This is a genomic window from Mycolicibacterium sp. lyk4-40-TYG-92, from assembly GCF_030209435.1.
Classification (GTDB): Bacteria; Actinomycetota; Actinomycetes; order Mycobacteriales; family Mycobacteriaceae; genus Mycobacterium.
The window spans coordinates 14811-30105 of the sequence record NZ_JARVRX010000013.1; the positions used below are offsets into that span (position 1 = coordinate 14811).

At 68.1% G+C, this 15295-nt stretch carries 16 protein-coding genes; 6 read left to right on the top strand and 10 right to left on the bottom strand.

Going from position 1 to position 15295, the window contains the following annotated elements; all coding sequences use genetic code 11:
• Positions 1 to 29: 29 nt before the first annotated feature.
• Positions 30 to 401 carry a WhiB family transcriptional regulator gene (locus QRN63_RS18845; RefSeq protein WP_285032224.1) on the bottom strand — a complete coding sequence of 124 codons (372 nt, stop codon included), beginning with the start codon at positions 399 to 401 and terminating at the stop codon, positions 30 to 32.
• On the bottom strand, positions 398 to 649 hold the full coding sequence (locus QRN63_RS18850) for a type B 50S ribosomal protein L31 (protein WP_267315542.1): 252 nt from the start codon (positions 647 to 649) through the stop codon (positions 398 to 400). Before QRN63_RS18850 ends, QRN63_RS18845 begins: the two co-directional genes overlap by 4 nt.
• Before the next feature lie 120 nt (positions 650 to 769).
• Between QRN63_RS18850 and pat the strand changes: the two genes are divergently transcribed.
• Both pat and QRN63_RS18860 read left to right on the top strand, forming a co-directional pair.
• Positions 770 to 1795 (top strand): acetyltransferase Pat, encoded by a 1026-nt coding sequence (pat, locus tag QRN63_RS18855; RefSeq protein WP_267315541.1) that lies wholly within the window; start codon positions 770 to 772, stop codon positions 1793 to 1795.
• Positions 1795 to 2631 (top strand): shikimate 5-dehydrogenase, encoded by an 837-nt coding sequence (locus QRN63_RS18860; RefSeq protein WP_285032225.1) that lies wholly within the window; start codon positions 1795 to 1797, stop codon positions 2629 to 2631. Before pat ends, QRN63_RS18860 begins: the two co-directional genes overlap by 1 nt.
• 11 nt (positions 2632 to 2642) lie before the next feature.
• On the opposite strand, the gene QRN63_RS18865 is transcribed toward QRN63_RS18860, so the two are convergent.
• Positions 2643 to 3335, bottom strand: coding sequence for an LpqN/LpqT family lipoprotein (locus QRN63_RS18865; RefSeq protein ID WP_267315539.1), 693 nt, complete (start codon positions 3333 to 3335; stop codon positions 2643 to 2645).
• A gap of 148 nt (positions 3336 to 3483) precedes the next feature.
• Here QRN63_RS18865 and QRN63_RS18870 point away from each other — a divergent pair, with 148 nt between their 5' ends.
• Positions 3484 to 4158, top strand: a complete 675-nt coding sequence (locus QRN63_RS18870; RefSeq protein WP_285032226.1) for a DUF5642 family protein — start codon at positions 3484 to 3486, stop codon at positions 4156 to 4158.
• A 10-nt stretch (positions 4159 to 4168) separates the two neighbouring features.
• The gene (locus tag QRN63_RS18875; protein WP_267315537.1) at positions 4169 to 4828 is read left to right on the top strand and encodes a DUF5642 family protein; all 660 of its coding nucleotides are present in this window, start codon (positions 4169 to 4171) and stop codon (positions 4826 to 4828) included.
• Here the strand turns inward: QRN63_RS18875 and QRN63_RS18880 are convergent, their stop codons facing one another.
• Both QRN63_RS18880 and QRN63_RS18885 read right to left on the bottom strand, forming a co-directional pair.
• Positions 4829 to 5470 carry an alpha-ketoglutarate-dependent dioxygenase AlkB gene (locus QRN63_RS18880; protein ID WP_285032227.1) on the bottom strand — a complete coding sequence of 214 codons (642 nt, stop codon included), beginning with the start codon at positions 5468 to 5470 and terminating at the stop codon, positions 4829 to 4831. It abuts the gene before it with no gap.
• Positions 5471 to 5565: 95 nt separating this feature from the next.
• Positions 5566 to 7104: a dolichyl-phosphate-mannose--protein mannosyltransferase gene (locus tag QRN63_RS18885; protein WP_267315535.1), complete on the bottom strand. Its 1539-nt coding sequence runs from the start codon at positions 7102 to 7104 to the stop codon at positions 5566 to 5568.
• A gap of 23 nt (positions 7105 to 7127) precedes the next feature.
• Here QRN63_RS18885 and rsmI point away from each other — a divergent pair, with 23 nt between their 5' ends.
• Positions 7128 to 8006 carry a 16S rRNA (cytidine(1402)-2'-O)-methyltransferase gene (gene rsmI / locus QRN63_RS18890; protein WP_267315534.1) on the top strand — a complete coding sequence of 293 codons (879 nt, stop codon included), beginning with the start codon at positions 7128 to 7130 and terminating at the stop codon, positions 8004 to 8006.
• Here rsmI and QRN63_RS18895 read toward each other — a convergent pair.
• The 5 genes from QRN63_RS18895 to metG form a co-directional block, all read right to left on the bottom strand.
• Positions 7990 to 9213: an aminodeoxychorismate synthase component I gene (locus tag QRN63_RS18895; protein WP_285032228.1), complete on the bottom strand. Its 1224-nt coding sequence runs from the start codon at positions 9211 to 9213 to the stop codon at positions 7990 to 7992. The genes rsmI and QRN63_RS18895 overlap by 17 nt on opposite strands.
• Before the next feature lie 13 nt (positions 9214 to 9226).
• Positions 9227 to 10147 carry an RNA polymerase sigma-70 factor gene (locus QRN63_RS18900; protein ID WP_267315532.1) on the bottom strand — a complete coding sequence of 307 codons (921 nt, stop codon included), beginning with the start codon at positions 10145 to 10147 and terminating at the stop codon, positions 9227 to 9229.
• Positions 10144 to 11313, bottom strand: coding sequence for an NAD(P)/FAD-dependent oxidoreductase (locus tag QRN63_RS18905; protein WP_285032229.1), 1170 nt, complete (start codon positions 11311 to 11313; stop codon positions 10144 to 10146). The genes QRN63_RS18900 and QRN63_RS18905 overlap by 4 nt, the downstream gene beginning before the upstream one ends.
• Before the next feature lie 149 nt (positions 11314 to 11462).
• Positions 11463 to 12818, bottom strand: coding sequence for an NADP-specific glutamate dehydrogenase (gdhA, locus tag QRN63_RS18910; protein WP_267315530.1), 1356 nt, complete (start codon positions 12816 to 12818; stop codon positions 11463 to 11465).
• A 9-nt stretch (positions 12819 to 12827) separates the two neighbouring features.
• A complete protein-coding gene (gene metG, locus QRN63_RS18915; protein ID WP_285032230.1) occupies positions 12828 to 14429 on the bottom strand; it encodes a methionine--tRNA ligase in 1602 nt (533 codons plus the stop codon).
• A 25-nt stretch (positions 14430 to 14454) separates the two neighbouring features.
• On the opposite strand from metG, the gene QRN63_RS18920 reads away from it, so the two are divergent.
• Positions 14455 to 15288, top strand: a complete 834-nt coding sequence (locus QRN63_RS18920; RefSeq protein ID WP_285032231.1) for a TatD family hydrolase — start codon at positions 14455 to 14457, stop codon at positions 15286 to 15288.
• Positions 15289 to 15295 lie beyond the last annotated feature (7 nt).

The window sequence follows — 15295 nt, forward strand, 5'->3', positions numbered from 1 at the left end:
GGCACCAACGTACCGAGAGTTTTACTAGATCAGCTAATAAAATCCTGTGAACTTCGCAGGGCGGCACGCTCCTTCGGCGTCGTCGCGCCCCAGATGCCATAGGGCTCATCGGCTTCCAGGGCATGGCCGAGGCAGTCGCCGAGTACAGGGCAGTGCCGACAGATTTGTTTGGCGTGCTCTTCGTGCGCGACCCGACGGGCGCCACGATCGTCGTCGCCGGCGTAGAACACCTCGGCCGGCAGTCCGCGGCAGCGGGCATGCAACTGCCAGTCCCAGGCCGCGGTGGTGGCCGCGCCCCGGGTGTGGGACCCGGGGCGCGGCCGGTGCCGAGTGGTGCGGGACAGGCCGGAAGGGGAGGTGAATGTGTCGCCGCGGCAAGGGGATACCCGCGCCAAGATCATCGGCGGTACTTGCGGTTGAACTTCTCGACGCGGCCCGCGGTGTCCAGGATCTGCCGCTTGCCGGTCCATACCGGATGGGAGTCCGACGTGACGTCGACGACGATGAGGGGGTAGGTGTGAACCCCGTCGGCGGTCTGCCACTCGATGGTCCGGGAGCTCGTGGCGGTGGAGCGCGTCAGGAACGTGCGTCCGGTGGTGGCGTCCTGGAAGACGACGTGGTGGTAGTCGGGGTGAATGCCGGCCTTCATGGGAACCTCCGTCGACCAAGTGAAAATCGTTTTCATTAAGACGTGGCCGACGATACCCGACACCCGGGGGCTTGTCGAAAACAGTTTTCAATAGGCGCCGTCGCAACGGCACCACACGGCATGCCGTCCGCCGGTAACGTTTCCTGCGTGCCGGAAGCGACGACGGATGAACTGGCTTCGTTGGGGTTCTTCGCGAGCTGCCGTCGGGAGGACCTCGACCGGCTGGCACCGCTGTTGCGTCCGCTGACCGCCGAACCGGGCAAGGTGCTGATGACGCAGGGCGAAGTCGCGTCGTCGTTCATCCTGATCAGCGCCGGCAGCGTCCGGGTGACGCACGCCGCATCCGACGGTGAACTCGTCGTCCACAACATCGGCCCGGGCTTGATCGTCGGGGAGATCGCGCTGTTGCGCGGCGGCACCCGCAACGCCACCGTGGTGGTCACCGAACCGCTGGCCGGGTGGATCGGCGGGCATGACGCGCTGACCGCCATGCTCGACGTGCCCTGTATGGCCGAGCGGTTGGTGCGCACGGCGCGGCAGCGGCTCGCGGAGTTCATCACCCCACTTCCGGTGAAACTGAGCGACGGCAGTCAGATGTATCTGCGCCCCGTGCTGCCGGGCGACAATCCGCGGGTGCGCCAGGGGCCCGTCCATTTTTCGACCGAGACCATCTACCGCCGGTTCCAGACGGCCTACCAGCCCAGCCCGGCACTGATGGCCTACCTGTTCGAGGTCGACTATGTGGACCACTTCGTCTGGGTGCTGACCGACGGTGTGGACGGACCGGACGGGCCGATGGTCGCCGACGCGAGATTCGTTCGGCTGCACGAGAATCCGACCGTCGCCGAGGTGGCCTTCATGGTCGGTGACGACTACCAGGGCCGGGGGATCGGGACCTTCCTGATGGATGCGCTGGTGCCCGCCGCCCGGGGCTCGGGCATCGAGCGGTTCGCGGCGCGGGTGCTGTCCGACAACTTTCCGATGCGCAAGATCCTCGAGCATTACGGTGCCACCTGGGAGCGCGACGACCGCAACATGATCGTCACCGAGTTCGATGTCCCGAAACCGGACCAATTGTCGTTGTCGCACAAGCAGTATCGCGAGATCTACACGCTGGCGCAGCAAGTGATCAAGGCGGTCGGCTGATGACGGAATCGCTGTACTCCCGGCGCCCGCTGCTGAACAAGGACACCGCGGTGTGCATCTCGCTGGCTGCCCGGCCCAGCAACATCGGTACGCGCTTCCACAACTATCTCTACAACGAGCTGGGCCTCGACTTCGTCTACAAGGCCTTCACCACGACCGACATCGTCGCGGCTATCGGCGGCGTGCGGGCCCTGGGCATCCGCGGCTGTTCGGTGTCCATGCCGTTCAAAGAAGACGTCATCGCGCTGGTCGACGAGCTGGAAGAGTCGGCGCGGGTGATCAATTCGGTGAACACGATCGTCAACGACGCGGGCCGGCTGACGGCCTGCAACACCGACTACCTGGCCATCGCCCGGCTCATCGACGAGCACGGCCTGGACCCGGCGGCATCGCTGCTCATCCACGGTAGCGGTGGCATGGCCAGCGCGGTGGCGGCGGCCTTCCGGGACAAGGGATTCGAGGCGGGCACCATCGTGGCCCGTAATCCGGAGACGGGCGGCCGGCTCGCCGACCGGCTGGGCTACCGCTATACGGCGGACGCGTCAGGCGGCGCGGACATCGTCGTCAACGTCACTCCGATCGGGATGGCTGGTGGCGCCGAAGCCGACGACCTGTCCTTCGCGCCGGAGGTTATTACCAAGGCGTACACCGTGTTCGACGTGGTCGCGCTGCCGTCGGAGACCCCGCTCGTGCGGGCGGCGCGCGGGGCCGGGGTCGCGGTGATCACCGGCGCCGAGGTCATCGCCCTGCAGGCCGCCGAACAGTTCGAGCGGTACACCGGGGTGCGGCCGACCGCCGAGCAGGTGGCCGCGGCATCGGCGTTCTCCCGCGCCTGACTTCAGGCACGTCAGGGCACGGTGATCTTCATCGACTTGTCGATCGACGACGTCGCATCCATCAGCGGCCCGATGGTCTCCTTGGTGCCGCTGGCGTTGATCTGCAGCACGATCACGCCGTCCTTCGTCGGGATCGCCGCCGTCTTCTGTGCCATCAGCCGCTCCTTGCCGTCCTGGGTGTACATGCCACCCACCTGACATGCCTTGAACCCGGCGAGCGTGGCTTCGCAGTTGGTGCCGGCGTCCTGCCAGTTGTGCAGGTTCTGCAACTCGCCGGGTGCGTACTGCAATACCTCGTCGGCATTGGCGCCGGGCAACTTCGAGATCAGCACGATGATGGTCGGCGGGTCGGCCTTCATCGCGGGGTCATCGAATTTGCTTGCGCTCCAAGCCCATTTCGGCGTCAGAGGACCGGCGTCGACCCAGCCCTGGGGGAGCGGCATGGTCAGGGTCGGGGCCCCGGGGTCGCCGGGATGCAGCTGCTGCTCGGTGATGTTCTTCTCGTGCAGGTAGTCCCGGATGGTCTTCTTCGGGACCGCCGGTGCGCTCGGTGCCGCGGAGGTCGGTGCCGCCGCGGCGCTGGTGCTCGAGGCGCTGCTCGACGTCGACGACGGCGCCGGTTTCGAGTCCGAGTTGCAGGCACTCGCGCCCAGCGCAGTCACAGTCACGGCCAGCGCAACGCCGGCAACCCTCATCGGCAACATTTCCGTCTCCTGTCGTCGGTTGCAGACTACGGGGCGGACGATGCCGCTCGGGTCAGCTTCCGGTGCACCGCCGTGTCCGCAAAAGTCGTATCGGCGTGGCGCCGGACATCGGCCGGGGTCGGCGCGTTCGCCGTGCTATCAACAGCAAATGCGCGCACTCGCGTGGTCGGCAACGGTTCTGCTGTGCGTCGCGTGCGGGTCGACGACCCCGGCGACGCGGCCGACCACCCCGGCGGCCGCGAAACCCGCCGACCCCGCCGCGATCGGCCGGATGCGCCAACACCTGCCCAGAGACCTGCAGGGCTACGAGTTCGGTGCGTTGCCCGTGCCCGCCGCCCCGACGACTTTCTGGGGCATGCCCGCCGGGTCTGCCGCCGACCCGCCGGACTGCGCGGCGCTGGTGGCCGCGCCGGCTGACGGCGTTCGCGGCTGGTCTGCATCGGGACCCGGTGGCATCGTCTACGCGACCGCGGCACCGGCCGTCGCCCCGGCGCCCGAACTCGTCGGCGACTGCCACAGCTGGGCCCTGAGCACCGACCGGGCGCGCGCAGCCGTCGACCTCACCGACGCGCCCCAGGTCGCCGACGCCCGCACTCTGGGCCTGACGGCGCACATCACCACCAGCGTCGAAAACGGCGCGCAAACCCATTCGCACGCAACGACTTTGATCGCGTACGTCGACACGCTGGCGGTTTCGGTCACCGTGGTGACCGATCCCGGGGCCGTCGCGGCACCGCTGCCCGCGGACCTCCCGGCGACGTTGTTGGACGCGGCCGTGCGGTCGGTACGGGGCATTCCGGCCGTGGACGGGTTGGCCCGGTAGATTCGCCACAATGCGCAGAACGGTGCTCGCGGTGGCCTCCGCCGGTCTGGTGGCGGCATGCACGTCCCACTCCCAGGTGGTGGCCGCCGACCCCGATATCACGAAGATCCTCGATCTGAAGGGCACTTTCGGCCCGGACTACCAGGTCAAGACCGTCGCGCCGACGGGCATCGACCCGCGCGCGTTCGCCCCGCAGACCCTGCCACCAGGCCTGAAATTCGAGCCGCCGGACTGCGCGAAGTTCGCCTCCGGCATGGCCGTTTCCCCAGGTGCAAAGGGCAACATGACTGCCGTCACCGCGGAAGGGCAAGGCAACCGGTTCGTCATCCTGGCGGTGGAGACGTCAGAGCCGATCGCCCCGGCTGACCCGGGTGACGGCTGCAAGAAGGTCGCCTTCTCCGGCGCCGGGGTGCGGGGCCTGGTCGAAGAGGTGCCGGTCCCGCCCATCGACGAGGTGAAGACGCTGGGTACCCACCGTTTTCTCGAGACGGTGGCGGGCGGCAAGCCGGCGGCCGGCCAGCTGTACAACTACGTCGCGAGTTTCGGCCGTTTCCTGGTGATCGTCACCGCCAACTCGCTCGTCGTGCCGGACAAGCCTGTCGTGCCGGTGAATACCCAGAAGGCGACGGAGCTGCTGACCAAGTCCGTCGCGAGCGTCCGCGGCCAGTAGTCACCGCACGTTGCGCGGCCGGAACTGGAGGCTGATCCGGGGGCCCGTCGGGCGGGCGGTCTTGGGCACCGCGTGCTCCCAGGTGCGCTGGCAGGACCCGCCCATCACCAGGAGGTCACCGTGGCCCTGTGGCAGCCGGACGCTGGTGCGTCGTCCGCCGGAGGCGGACCGTGACTCGCGGTCGTCGGACGCGGTGGCCGCCCGGGGCCGCAGCGCGAAAACCCTTGTCGCGCCGAGGCTCAGCACCGCGACCATGGTGTCCTCGGTACGGCTGCGCCCGATGGTGTCGCCGTGCCAGGCGACGCTGTCGTTGCCGTCCCGGTACAGGCACAGGCCCACGGTGGTGAAGGGTTCGCCGAGTTCGTGGGCGTAGGCGTCGTTGAGCCGCACCCGCAGCCGCGCCAGCCCCGGATGCGGCGCCCGCTCCTGCGTGAGGTCGTGGAAGCTGACCAGCCGCGGCACGTCGAGCACCTTGTCGTACATCTGGCGCTGCTCGGCGCGCCAGGGAATGGCGGTCAGCAGCTCGTCGAAAAGCGTGTCGGCGCCCGTCAGCCAGCCGGCGCGGACGTCGACCCAGGCGCCGTCGTCGAGCCATCGCCGTTCGGCATGGTCGAACAGCGAACCCTGAACCGCCAAGGACACCCCGCGATCTTATCGCACAGGCGTTCGATACGCGCGGCCGCCACGTGACGATCAAGCGGCGAGGTACGAGCCGCGTTGAGGAGCGTGGCAATCGGCTAGCGCCACGAAGGCAGGACGATCTCCATGTTCCAGGTGGACGGCGAGATCGGCAGGCCGGTCAGGATCGGGTACATCCACGCGAAGTTGGTGATCACCAACGCCACGTAGAAGCACACGACCAGCAGCCCGAGGGTTCGTCGTTCCGGTTCCGTCGATCTCGGATACAGGATGTCGCCGAGGATCAGCGTGATCAGGATGATCAGGAACGGCGCCATGGGCGTCGCGTAGAAGAAGTACATCTGCCGGTCGATGTCGGCGAACCACGGCAGGTATCCCGCGGCGTAGCCGGTGAGAGCGGCGGCGTAGCGCCAGTCGCGTTTGACGAACGTCCGCCACACCGCCCACGCCAGCACCGGCACCGCGATGAACCACATCGCCGGGGTACCGGCCAGCATGACGGCCTTGACGCACGACTGCGCGCCGCAGCCCGGCACGTTGTTGTTGTCGATGGCGTACAGCACCGGCCGCAGCGACATCGGCCAGGTCCACGGCTTGGACTCCCAGGGGTGGTGATTGCCCGCGGCGTTGGTCAGTCCGGAATGGAAGCGGTAGACGTCGTGCGTGTAGTACCAGAGCGAGCGCAGCGTCGCGAACGGCCCGTCGCCGATGTTCCGGCCTTCCATGTGCCGGTCGATCGCGGTCTCCGACGCGAACCACGGTGCATACGACGCCAGGTACACGCCGACGGGGATCAGCGTCAGCGCCCACATCCCCGGCGCGACATCGCGGCGCAGCGTCCCCAGCCAGGGCCGCTGCACGCGGTACGCGCGCCGGGCCGCGACGTCGAAGGCGACGGTCATCAGTCCGAAGAACACCATGTAATAGAGGCCCGACCACTTCACCGCCAGCGCGAGCCCCAGCAGCACCCCGGCGCCGAACCGCCACCAGCGCACACCGAGTCGCGGGCCCCACACCGTCTCGGAGATCCGGCCCTCGGTCATCGCGACGTGCATCCGGGCGCGCACCTGGTCGCGGTCCACGATGAGCGCGCCGAACGCCGCGACGATGAACACCGCCTGATAGACGTCGAGCAGCGCGGTGCGGGCCGAGACGAAGCTGACGCCGTCGGCGATGATCAGCAGCCCGGCGATGCCGCCCAGCAGCGTCGAGCGCGTCATGCGCCGCACGATGCGCGCCACCAGCAGCACCAGGATGACGCCGCACACTGCGCCGGAGAACCGCCAGCCCACGCCGTTGTAGCCGAAGATCCACTCGCCGATGGCCATCAGCTGTTTGGCGACCGGCGGGTGCACCACCAGGCCGTAGCCGGGGTTGTCCTCGACGCCGTTGTTGTGCAGCACCTGCCAGGCCTGCGGCGCGTAGTGCTTCTCGTCGAAGATCGGGGTGCCTGCGTCGGTCGGGGAGCCCAGGTTGAGGAACCGGGTGATGACGGCCAGCGCGGTGATCACCGCGGTCATGGTCCAGCCCCGCAGCCGGTCGGTCGGGCCGAAATCGGCAGCGGGCGTCAGCGGCGCCGGACTGATCACGGGGACCTCGCGCTCGGCGTCGGAGGCGTCGAGAGCGGGGGCGGTCACGTCAGCGAGCTTAGGCTGTCCCGGTGACACCGGTATCTGGTCCGCCCGCGACATCAGTATCTGGTCCGCTCGCGGACGTCGGTCGACTGCTGCTCGCGGCCACTCCACTGGGCCAGCCCGGCGACGCCTCGGCCCGCCTCATCCAGGCGCTCGGGACTGCCGATGTGATCGCCGCCGAGGACACCCGACGGGTGCGTGCCCTGGCCGCGTCGCTGGATGTCAGGCCAGTCGGGCGCGTGGTCAGTTTCTTCGACCAGAACGAGGCGTCGCGGGTCGCGGGACTGGTCGAGTCGATCGCCGCGGGGGAGACCGTGCTGGTGGTCAGCGACGCCGGCATGCCGCTGATCAGCGACCCGGGCTACCGGCTGGTGGCGGCGTGCGCCGAGGCCGGGCTGCCGGTGTCGTGCCTGCCGGGACCATCCGCGGTGACGACGGCGCTGGCGGTGTCCGGGCTGGCATCCGACCGGTTCTGCTTCGAAGGCTTCGCGCCGCGCAAGGGCCGGCGGGCCTGGCTGGCCGGCTTCGCGACGGAGCGACGCACGTGCGTGTTCTTCGAGTCACCGCGCCGGCTGGCCGAGTGCCTGGCCGACGCGGTGTCCGCACTGGGGCCGGACCGGCGCGCCGTGGTGTGCCGCGAGCTGACCAAGACGCACGAGGAGATTCGTCGGGGCACCCTCGCGGAATTGGCCGAGTGGGCCGCCGAGGGAGTGCTCGGCGAGATCACCGTGGTGCTGGCCGGGGCGACGCCGGTGGCGGACATCGAGGCGTTGGTCGCGCTGGTGCAGGAACTGGTCGACGACGGGGCTCGCGTCAAAGACGCCTGCGCCCAGGTGATCGCGGAGAACCCCGGCGCCCCGTCCCGGCGCGACCTCTACGACGCCGTCCTCAAGTCCCGCGACTGACAGTTGTTCCGCGAGCCGAGCCGAGACTGACGGTGGCAGCGGCCTTGTGGAGGCACTCTTCCCATTCGCGGTCCGGATCCGAGTCGGCGGTGATGCCGCCGCCCACGCCCAGGACCGCGGCGCCGTCGGCGTCGAATTCCACCGTGCGGATCGCGACGTTCAGTTCGGTCCCGGCCAGTGGTGACGCCAGACCGACCGTACCGCAATAGATTCCGCGGTCGTAGGGTTCCCACTCGGCCAGGAGTTCGCGGGCGCGGCGTTTCGGCGTCCCGGTCACCGAGGCGGGTGGGAAGGCGGCGTCCAGCACCGCCGCCATCGGGGTCTCGACCGGAACCTGCGCGGCCACCGTCGACACGAGATGCCAGACGCCCGGTGCAGGTTCGACCGCCAGGAGTTGCGGGACCCGGACCGAACCGGTTGTCGCGACGCGGCTCAGATCATTGCGGACGAGGTCGACGATCATGATGTTCTCGGCGACGTCCTTGGCCGACGATGCCAGCTCCGATGGTGGATGATCGAGGGGCAGAGTGCCTTTGATGGGGCTGGAGGTGACGACCTCGCCGCGACGGCTGAGGAACAGCTCAGGGGACAGGGACGCCACCGCGCCCCACGCGCCCGCGACGAAAGCGGCCCGGGCGGGTGCGGTCCGCGCCACCGCGTCGACGAAAAAGTCGATGGGCGAACCGGATAGCTTCCCGGTGAAGCGGGTACAGACGCAGGCCTGATACACCTCGCCTGCGGCGATCGCGTCCAGGCAGGACAGCACTCCGGAGCGGTGGCTGGCGCGGTCGGGCCCACGCCAGTCGATGGCGTAGGGTGCGGGCGCCGCCGGTTCCAGGTCGGCCAGCCACGTGGGAAGCGGTGCCCCGGAGAGGCTTTCGTACCACCAGTGCCCGGCGGCGTCCTGGCGCAGTACCGAGTCCGACCAGCCGCCCGCGGCCGCCGGGATCCGGTTACCGCCGTCCGGATACGAGAGGTAGCCGAACCAGCCTCCGCCGATCACCTCACCGGAACCTGTTGGGGTGTCGAAGACTTCGGTGGCGGACACGGATTCGATGGCGACGCTCGGTGCGATGACGGCCGTCGCGCCGAACCAGTCGCCCAGCAGTGCGGCCGGTGGCGGCAGGCCGCGGCGCGCGGCAGCGTCGGCGACTGCCTTCAAGACCCCCGGGGCGTCACCCAGGTCGGCCAACCGCTCGACTCGCACGCCCCACAGCTTGTCAGACGGTCCGCCGGATCTCCCGCTCGACCAGCACGCCACCGAGCTTCTCGGGGTTGCGCACGGCGTAGAAGTGGCTGATCTTGCCGTCTTCCTCGATCTCGATCAGGATGACGCCCTCGAGCTTTTCGCCGAGGTAGAGCACCAGCGCCGGCGCGTTGTTGTACGTGGCGAGGTCGGCACGCGCCTCGGGATATCCCGATACGCCACGCATGAGTCCCAGCAGGAGTCGCCCGACCTTGTCCGGGCCGTACACCGGCCGCCGGGCGGCACTGACCTTGCCGTCGCTGTCCGCGGTCCACGTGACGTTCGGGGCCAGCAGCGTCATCAGACCGTCCAGATCGCCGGTCGCGGCCGCCGTCAGGAACTGGGTCGTCACCTCCGCGGACTTGGCGGTGTCGGGCGTGTACCGCTTGCGCCGGGCCTGGACATGCTCGCGGGCGCGGTGTGCGACCTGACGCACCGCAGCGCTGGATTTGCCCACGGCGCCGGCGATTTCGTCGTAGTCGAAACCGAAGACTTCCCGTAGTACGAACACGGCCCGTTCGTCGGGGCTCAGCGTCTCGAGAACCACGAGCATCGCCATCGAAACCGACTCGGCGAGAACGACATCCGACGAGGCGTCGCGCTCGTCGAGCAGCAGCGGCTCCGGCAACCACGGGCCGACATACTCCTCGCGGCGCCGCGCACCGGCCCGCAACGTGTTCAGTGCCTGCCGGGTGACCAACTGCGCCAGGTACGACTTGGTGTCCCGCACCGTATCGAGGTCGACCTCGGCCCACCGTAGGTAGCTGTCCTGCAGCACGTCGTCGGATTCCGTTGCCGAGCCCAGGATTTCGTACGCGATGGTGAACAGGAGGGGCCGCAGGTGGGTGAACCGCTCGGCGTGTTCACCCCCTGCGACACTGGCTGAGCCGGTCATGCGTTGACGGTCTCCGCCAGCTGTTCGGCACGCTTGCCGCCCGTGATCACGAATACCGAGCTGGGCTTGCGAGCGGTCCGGCGGATGCCCCACAGCGTGCCCTTGCAGATCGCTTCCTTCAGCTTCGCGGCGACCCGGCCGCCGATGTAGTAATTGGTGGAAGTGTCGTCCTTGCGGGCGATCTGGATGGTCGCCGTGTGCCGACCGAGGCTCACGCACGATCCGACGAACACGGGGTCGAGTGTCTTGGGCTCGGTGCCGGCGATCCGGCTCAACACGGTACCCACCGCCGTCACGGTGAGTGGGCTCGACGCCTGGCAGCTCATCCGCAGCGGCTGACCCGACGGTGCGGCGGCGTCACCGGTTGCGACGATGCGCGCATCGTCGATGCTGGTCATGGTCTCGTCAGTGAGCAGCCGGCCCGATTCATCGGTGCGCAGCCCGCTGGCGGCAGCCAGGTCCGGGGTGCCGAAGCCGGCGGTCCACACCGTGACGGCGCTGCTGATGAAGCGCCCGTCGGCCAGGGTCACCCGGTTGGCGGTGATGGAGCTGACGTCGCCTTCGACGACGGTCACGCCCAGCTTGGTCAGGGCCTTGGCCACCGAACGGCGTGCCGGCTCGCTCAGCGACGGTCCGAGCTTGCTGCCGACCAGCACGACGTTGCGGCCGGCTTCGGCGAATTCGGAAGCCGCCTCGATGCCCGTCAGGCCGGCGCCGATGACCACCAGCGGCGCGGACAGCGGTACGTCCTGCAGCCGGGCTGCCAGGCGCTCGGCCTGCTCGAATTCGGCCAGGGGATAGGCGAATTCGGCTGCACCCGGCACCGACGCCGGCACCGTTCCGGTGCTACCGACGGCGTAGATCAGGTAGTCGTAGTCGAGGGTGTCGCCGGACGCCAGCTCGACGGTGCGGCCCGCGGCGTCGATGCGCGTCGCGGTGTCGACCACCAGGCGCACGTCGTCAGCGAGAAGCGTGTCGTAGCCGACGGTGGCGTTGTAGTTTCCGGCCGCGTGCTGGTGCAGACGGATGCGCTCGACGAACTTGGGTCGCGGGTTCACCAGGGTGACGGCCACGTCGTCGCGCATCCGAACGTGATTGGCCGCCAGCGCGCCGGCGTATCCGCCACCGATGACGACAACGCGGTGGGGCTTCTGGTTTCCGGTCATCACTGCATCTCCTTCGGGGTTGGTTATGCCCTCAAGACACCGGCGGCGCCGAAAACGTGACACCATGTGGCGCAGGTCACACTAGCCTTTGTCGATCCTGCGGCTGTGGCGCAAAAGCCCCCGACTGGCCCACGCCGTCACTGTTCAGGTCAGACCACGCCGAGGGCCGACATCGCGTCGGCGACCCGAATGAACCCGGCGATGTTGGCTCCGGCCAGGTAGCTGCCCGGCTGGCCGTACTCGTCGGCGGTGCTCAGGCAGCGGTCGTGGATGCGGCCCATGATCTCGGCCAACCGCTGCTCGGTCTCCTCGAAGGTCCACGAGTCGCGCGACGCGTTCTGCTGCATTTCCAGCGCGCTGGTGGCGACGCCACCGGCATTGGCGGCCTTGCCGGGCGCGAACGCGACCTTGGCCTCGGTGAACAGCTTGACCGCCTCCGGGGTGCACGGCATGTTTGCGCCCTCGGCGACCACCTGGCAGCCGGACTCGATCAGCGCCTTCGCGTCGTCGCCGACCAATTCGTTCTGCGTGGCACACGGCAGCGCGATGTCGCACGGCAACTGCCAGATCGATTCATTCTCGACGAATCGAGCTGCGCCCCCGCGCATTTCGGCGTACTCGGAGATCCGGCCGCGGCGCACCTCCTTGAGCTCCTTCAACAGCTCGAGGTCGACGCCCTTCTCGTCAACGATGTACCCGCTGGAGTCCGAACAGCCGATGACGGTGCCACCGAGCGCATGGACCTTCTCGATGGCGTAGATCGCGACGTTGCCGGATCCGGACACCACGACCTGCTTGCCGTCGAAGGATTGCCCGGAACTGCGCAGGATTTCGTCGACGAAAAAGACCGTGCCATAGCCGGTGGCCTCGGTGCGGACCTGCGAGCCGCCCCACGTCAGGCCCTTGCCGGTCAGGACGCCGGACTCGTAGCGGTTGGTGATGCGCTTGTACTGGCCGAACAGGTAGCCGATCTCACGGCCGCCGACGCCGATGTCACCGGCGGGGACGTCGGTGTACTCACCGATGTGCCGGTAGAGCTCGGTCATGAAGGACTGACAGAACCGCATCACCTCATTCTTGGAGCGGCCTTTGGGGTCGAAATCCGACCCGCCCTTGCCGCCGCCGATGGGCAGACCTGTCAGTGAGTTTTTGAAAATCTGCTCGAAGCCGAGGAATTTCACGATGCCCAGGTACACCGACGGGTGGAACCGCAGACCACCCTTGAACGGGCCCAGTGCCGAGTTGAACTCGACGCGGAAGCCACGGTTGATCTGCTCGGCACCGGCGTCGTCGATCCACGGCACACGGAAGATGATTTGCCGTTCCGGCTCGAACAGCCGTCTGATGATGGCGGTGTCGGAGTACTCGGGGTGCTTGTCGACGACCGGGCCCAGGCTCGTCAGAACCTCGTAGACGGCTTGGTGGAATTCGATCTCGCCGGCGTTGCGGCGGGTGACTTCCTCGTAGACGTCGTGCAGCCGCTCGTGTAAGCCGTCCTGCGCCATATCTTTTCGTTACTCCTTGGTCTCCGCTTGATAGCGGGGAAATACGCCTTCGGGTGTCGGTAGCACCGTCCCCGGGGCCAGCCGGGTGCCCAGGGCACGGAAGTCCCGTGCCGAGGCGTCCTGCCCGAGAAGATCGAGCAGCTTCCCGCCGGACTCCGGCATCACCGGCTGCACCAGCAGCGCGGCGATCCGGACCGCCTCCAGCGTCGTGTACAGCACCGTGCCGAAGCGGGTCTGGTCCGACTCAGCGGGAGACTTGCGCAGCACCCACGGTTCTTCGGCCGAGAAATAGCGGTTGGCGGCACCCAGCATCTGCCAGATCGCTTCCAGGGCCAGATGCATGGCCGGCACGTCGTAGTGCGCCCGCACCTGCTCGAGCAGCGCGTCGGCCTGCTTCAGCAGCTCCAGGTCGGCGGCGGTGAATTCGCCTGGCTCCGGGACGATTCCGCCGAGGTTCTTGTTCACCATGGACAGCGAGCGCTGAGCCAGGTTGCCCAGTTCGTTGGCCAGGTCGGCATTGATGCGACCGATGATGGCTTCCTCGCTGTAGCTGCCGTCCTGACCGAAGGACACCTCGCGCAGGAAGAAGTAGCGCACCTGATCCAGGCCGAAGGCGTCGATCAGCGCGATGGGGTCCACCACGTTGCCCACCGACTTGCTCATCTTCTCGCCCTTGACGTTGATGAAGCCGTGCGCGAAAACCCGCTCCGGAAGGGCGATCCCGGCCGACATCAGGAACGCCGGCCAGTACACGCTGTGGAACCGGATGATGTCCTTGCCGATCATGTGCAGGTTCGCGGGCCAGTACTTTTGGAAGGTCTGCGACGCCTCGTCCGGAAAGCCCACGCCCGTCAGGTAATTCGTCAACGCGTCGACCCACACGTACATGACGTGCTCGGGGTGGCCGGGGACCGGAACACCCCAGTCGAACGTGGTGCGCGAGATCGACAGGTCCTTGAGCCCGCCAGAGACGAAGCTGACGATCTCGTTGCGTCGCACATCCGGCCCGATGAACTCGGGGTGCGCTTCGTAGTGCGCCAGCAGCCGCTCGGTGTAGGCCGACAGCCGGAAGAAGTAGGTCTGCTCCTCGGTCCACGTGACGGGCGTGCCGGTCTCGATGGCGAACCGGCCGGCCACACCGTCCACGTCACGTACTTCGGTCTCGTCCTCGGCGAAGAAGCGTTCGTCGCGGATGGAGTACCAGCCGGCGTAGGTGCCGAGGTAGATGTCCCCGGCCTCGTTCATCCGTCGCCAGATCTCTTTCGACGCCTCGTAGTGGTCGGCGTCGGAGGTCCGGATGAACCGGTCGAAGGAGATGTTGAGCTTCTCCTGCAGCGCCTGGAACACGTCGGAGTTGCGCCTGGCCAGCTCGGCCGCGGTGATGCCCTCGGCGGCCGCGGCCTCGGCCATCTTCTGGCCGTGGACATCGGTGCCGGTCAGGTAGCGGACGTCGAAGCCGTCGAGCCGCTTGAACCGGGCGATCGCGTCGGTGGCGATGTACTCATACGCGTGCCCGATGTGTGGTGCGCCGTTCGGGTACGCGATGGCGGTGGTGATGTAGAACGGGGCGCCTGGGGTGCGCGTCCCCGCGCCGGGGATGGATTGAGTCATTTGGGTCTCACTTTAGGGTGTCGCTGTGAGCGCTAAACGAGAGAAGCCGCCCGCCCCGGAACCACTGCCCGGCCTGCTCGACGCCCACACCCACCTGGACGCCTGTGGTGCGACCGACGCGGCGAGCATCAAAGAAATCCTGGATCGTGCCGAAGCCGTCGGTGTCGAGAAGGTCGTGACCATCGCCGATGACCTCGAGGCCGCCGAGTGGGCAGTGGGGGCGGCGCACGCCGATCCGCGCGTCTACGCTGCCGTCGCGCTGCACCCGACGCGCGCCAACGCCCTCGATGACCAGGCGAAACGCACCCTGGAACGCCTGGCCGCCGATCCGCGCGTGGTCGCGGTGGGGGAGACCGGCATCGACATGTACTGGCCCGGCAAGCTCGACGGCTGCGCCGACGAAGCGACGCAGCGCGACGCCTTCGCCTGGCACATCGACCTGGCCAAACGCGTCGGCAAGCCGCTGATGATCCACAACCGGGACGGCGACGCCGAGGTCCTCGACGTGCTCAGGTCGGAAGGCGCGCCGGAGACGGTGATCTTCCACTGCTTCTCGTCGGACGCCGCGATGGCGCGGACGTGCGCCGACCACGGCTGGCTCATGAGCTTGTCCGGCACCGTCAGCTTCCGGAACGCGCATGCGCTGCGTGAGGCGGCCGCGATCATCCCGGCGGAGCTGCTGCTCGTCGAAACCGATGCCCCATTCCTGACGCCGCACCCGTTCCGCGGGGCGCCGAACGAGTCGTACTGCCTGCCGTACACGGTCCGTGCACTGGCCGAGATCAGGAATTCTTCAGCGGTCGAAATTGCCGGGGTGACCTCGGAAAACGCTTCGAAAAGCTATGGACTGTATCATTAGTCCAAGT

Coding starts and splice junctions, on each gene's coding strand:
- QRN63_RS18905 (WP_285032229.1), bottom strand. CDS start 11,313: ATGACCGGAAACCAGAAGCCCCACCGCGTTGTCGTCATCGGTGGCGGA.
- metG (WP_285032230.1), bottom strand. CDS start 14,429: ATGACTCAATCCATCCCCGGCGCGGGGACGCGCACCCCAGGCGCCCCG.
- gdhA (WP_267315530.1), bottom strand. CDS start 12,818: ATGGCGCAGGACGGCTTACACGAGCGGCTGCACGACGTCTACGAGGAA.
- QRN63_RS18900 (WP_267315532.1), bottom strand. CDS start 10,147: ATGACCGGCTCAGCCAGTGTCGCAGGGGGTGAACACGCCGAGCGGTTC.
- QRN63_RS18850 (WP_267315542.1), bottom strand. CDS start 649: ATGAAGGCCGGCATTCACCCCGACTACCACCACGTCGTCTTCCAGGAC.
- QRN63_RS18845 (WP_285032224.1), bottom strand. CDS start 401: ATGATCTTGGCGCGGGTATCCCCTTGCCGCGGCGACACATTCACCTCC.
- QRN63_RS18865 (WP_267315539.1), bottom strand. CDS start 3,335: ATGTTGCCGATGAGGGTTGCCGGCGTTGCGCTGGCCGTGACTGTGACT.
- QRN63_RS18860 (WP_285032225.1), top strand. CDS start 1,795: ATGACGGAATCGCTGTACTCCCGGCGCCCGCTGCTGAACAAGGACACC.
- QRN63_RS18875 (WP_267315537.1), top strand. CDS start 4,169: ATGCGCAGAACGGTGCTCGCGGTGGCCTCCGCCGGTCTGGTGGCGGCA.
- QRN63_RS18870 (WP_285032226.1), top strand. CDS start 3,484: ATGCGCGCACTCGCGTGGTCGGCAACGGTTCTGCTGTGCGTCGCGTGC.
- pat (WP_267315541.1), top strand. CDS start 770: ATGCCGTCCGCCGGTAACGTTTCCTGCGTGCCGGAAGCGACGACGGAT.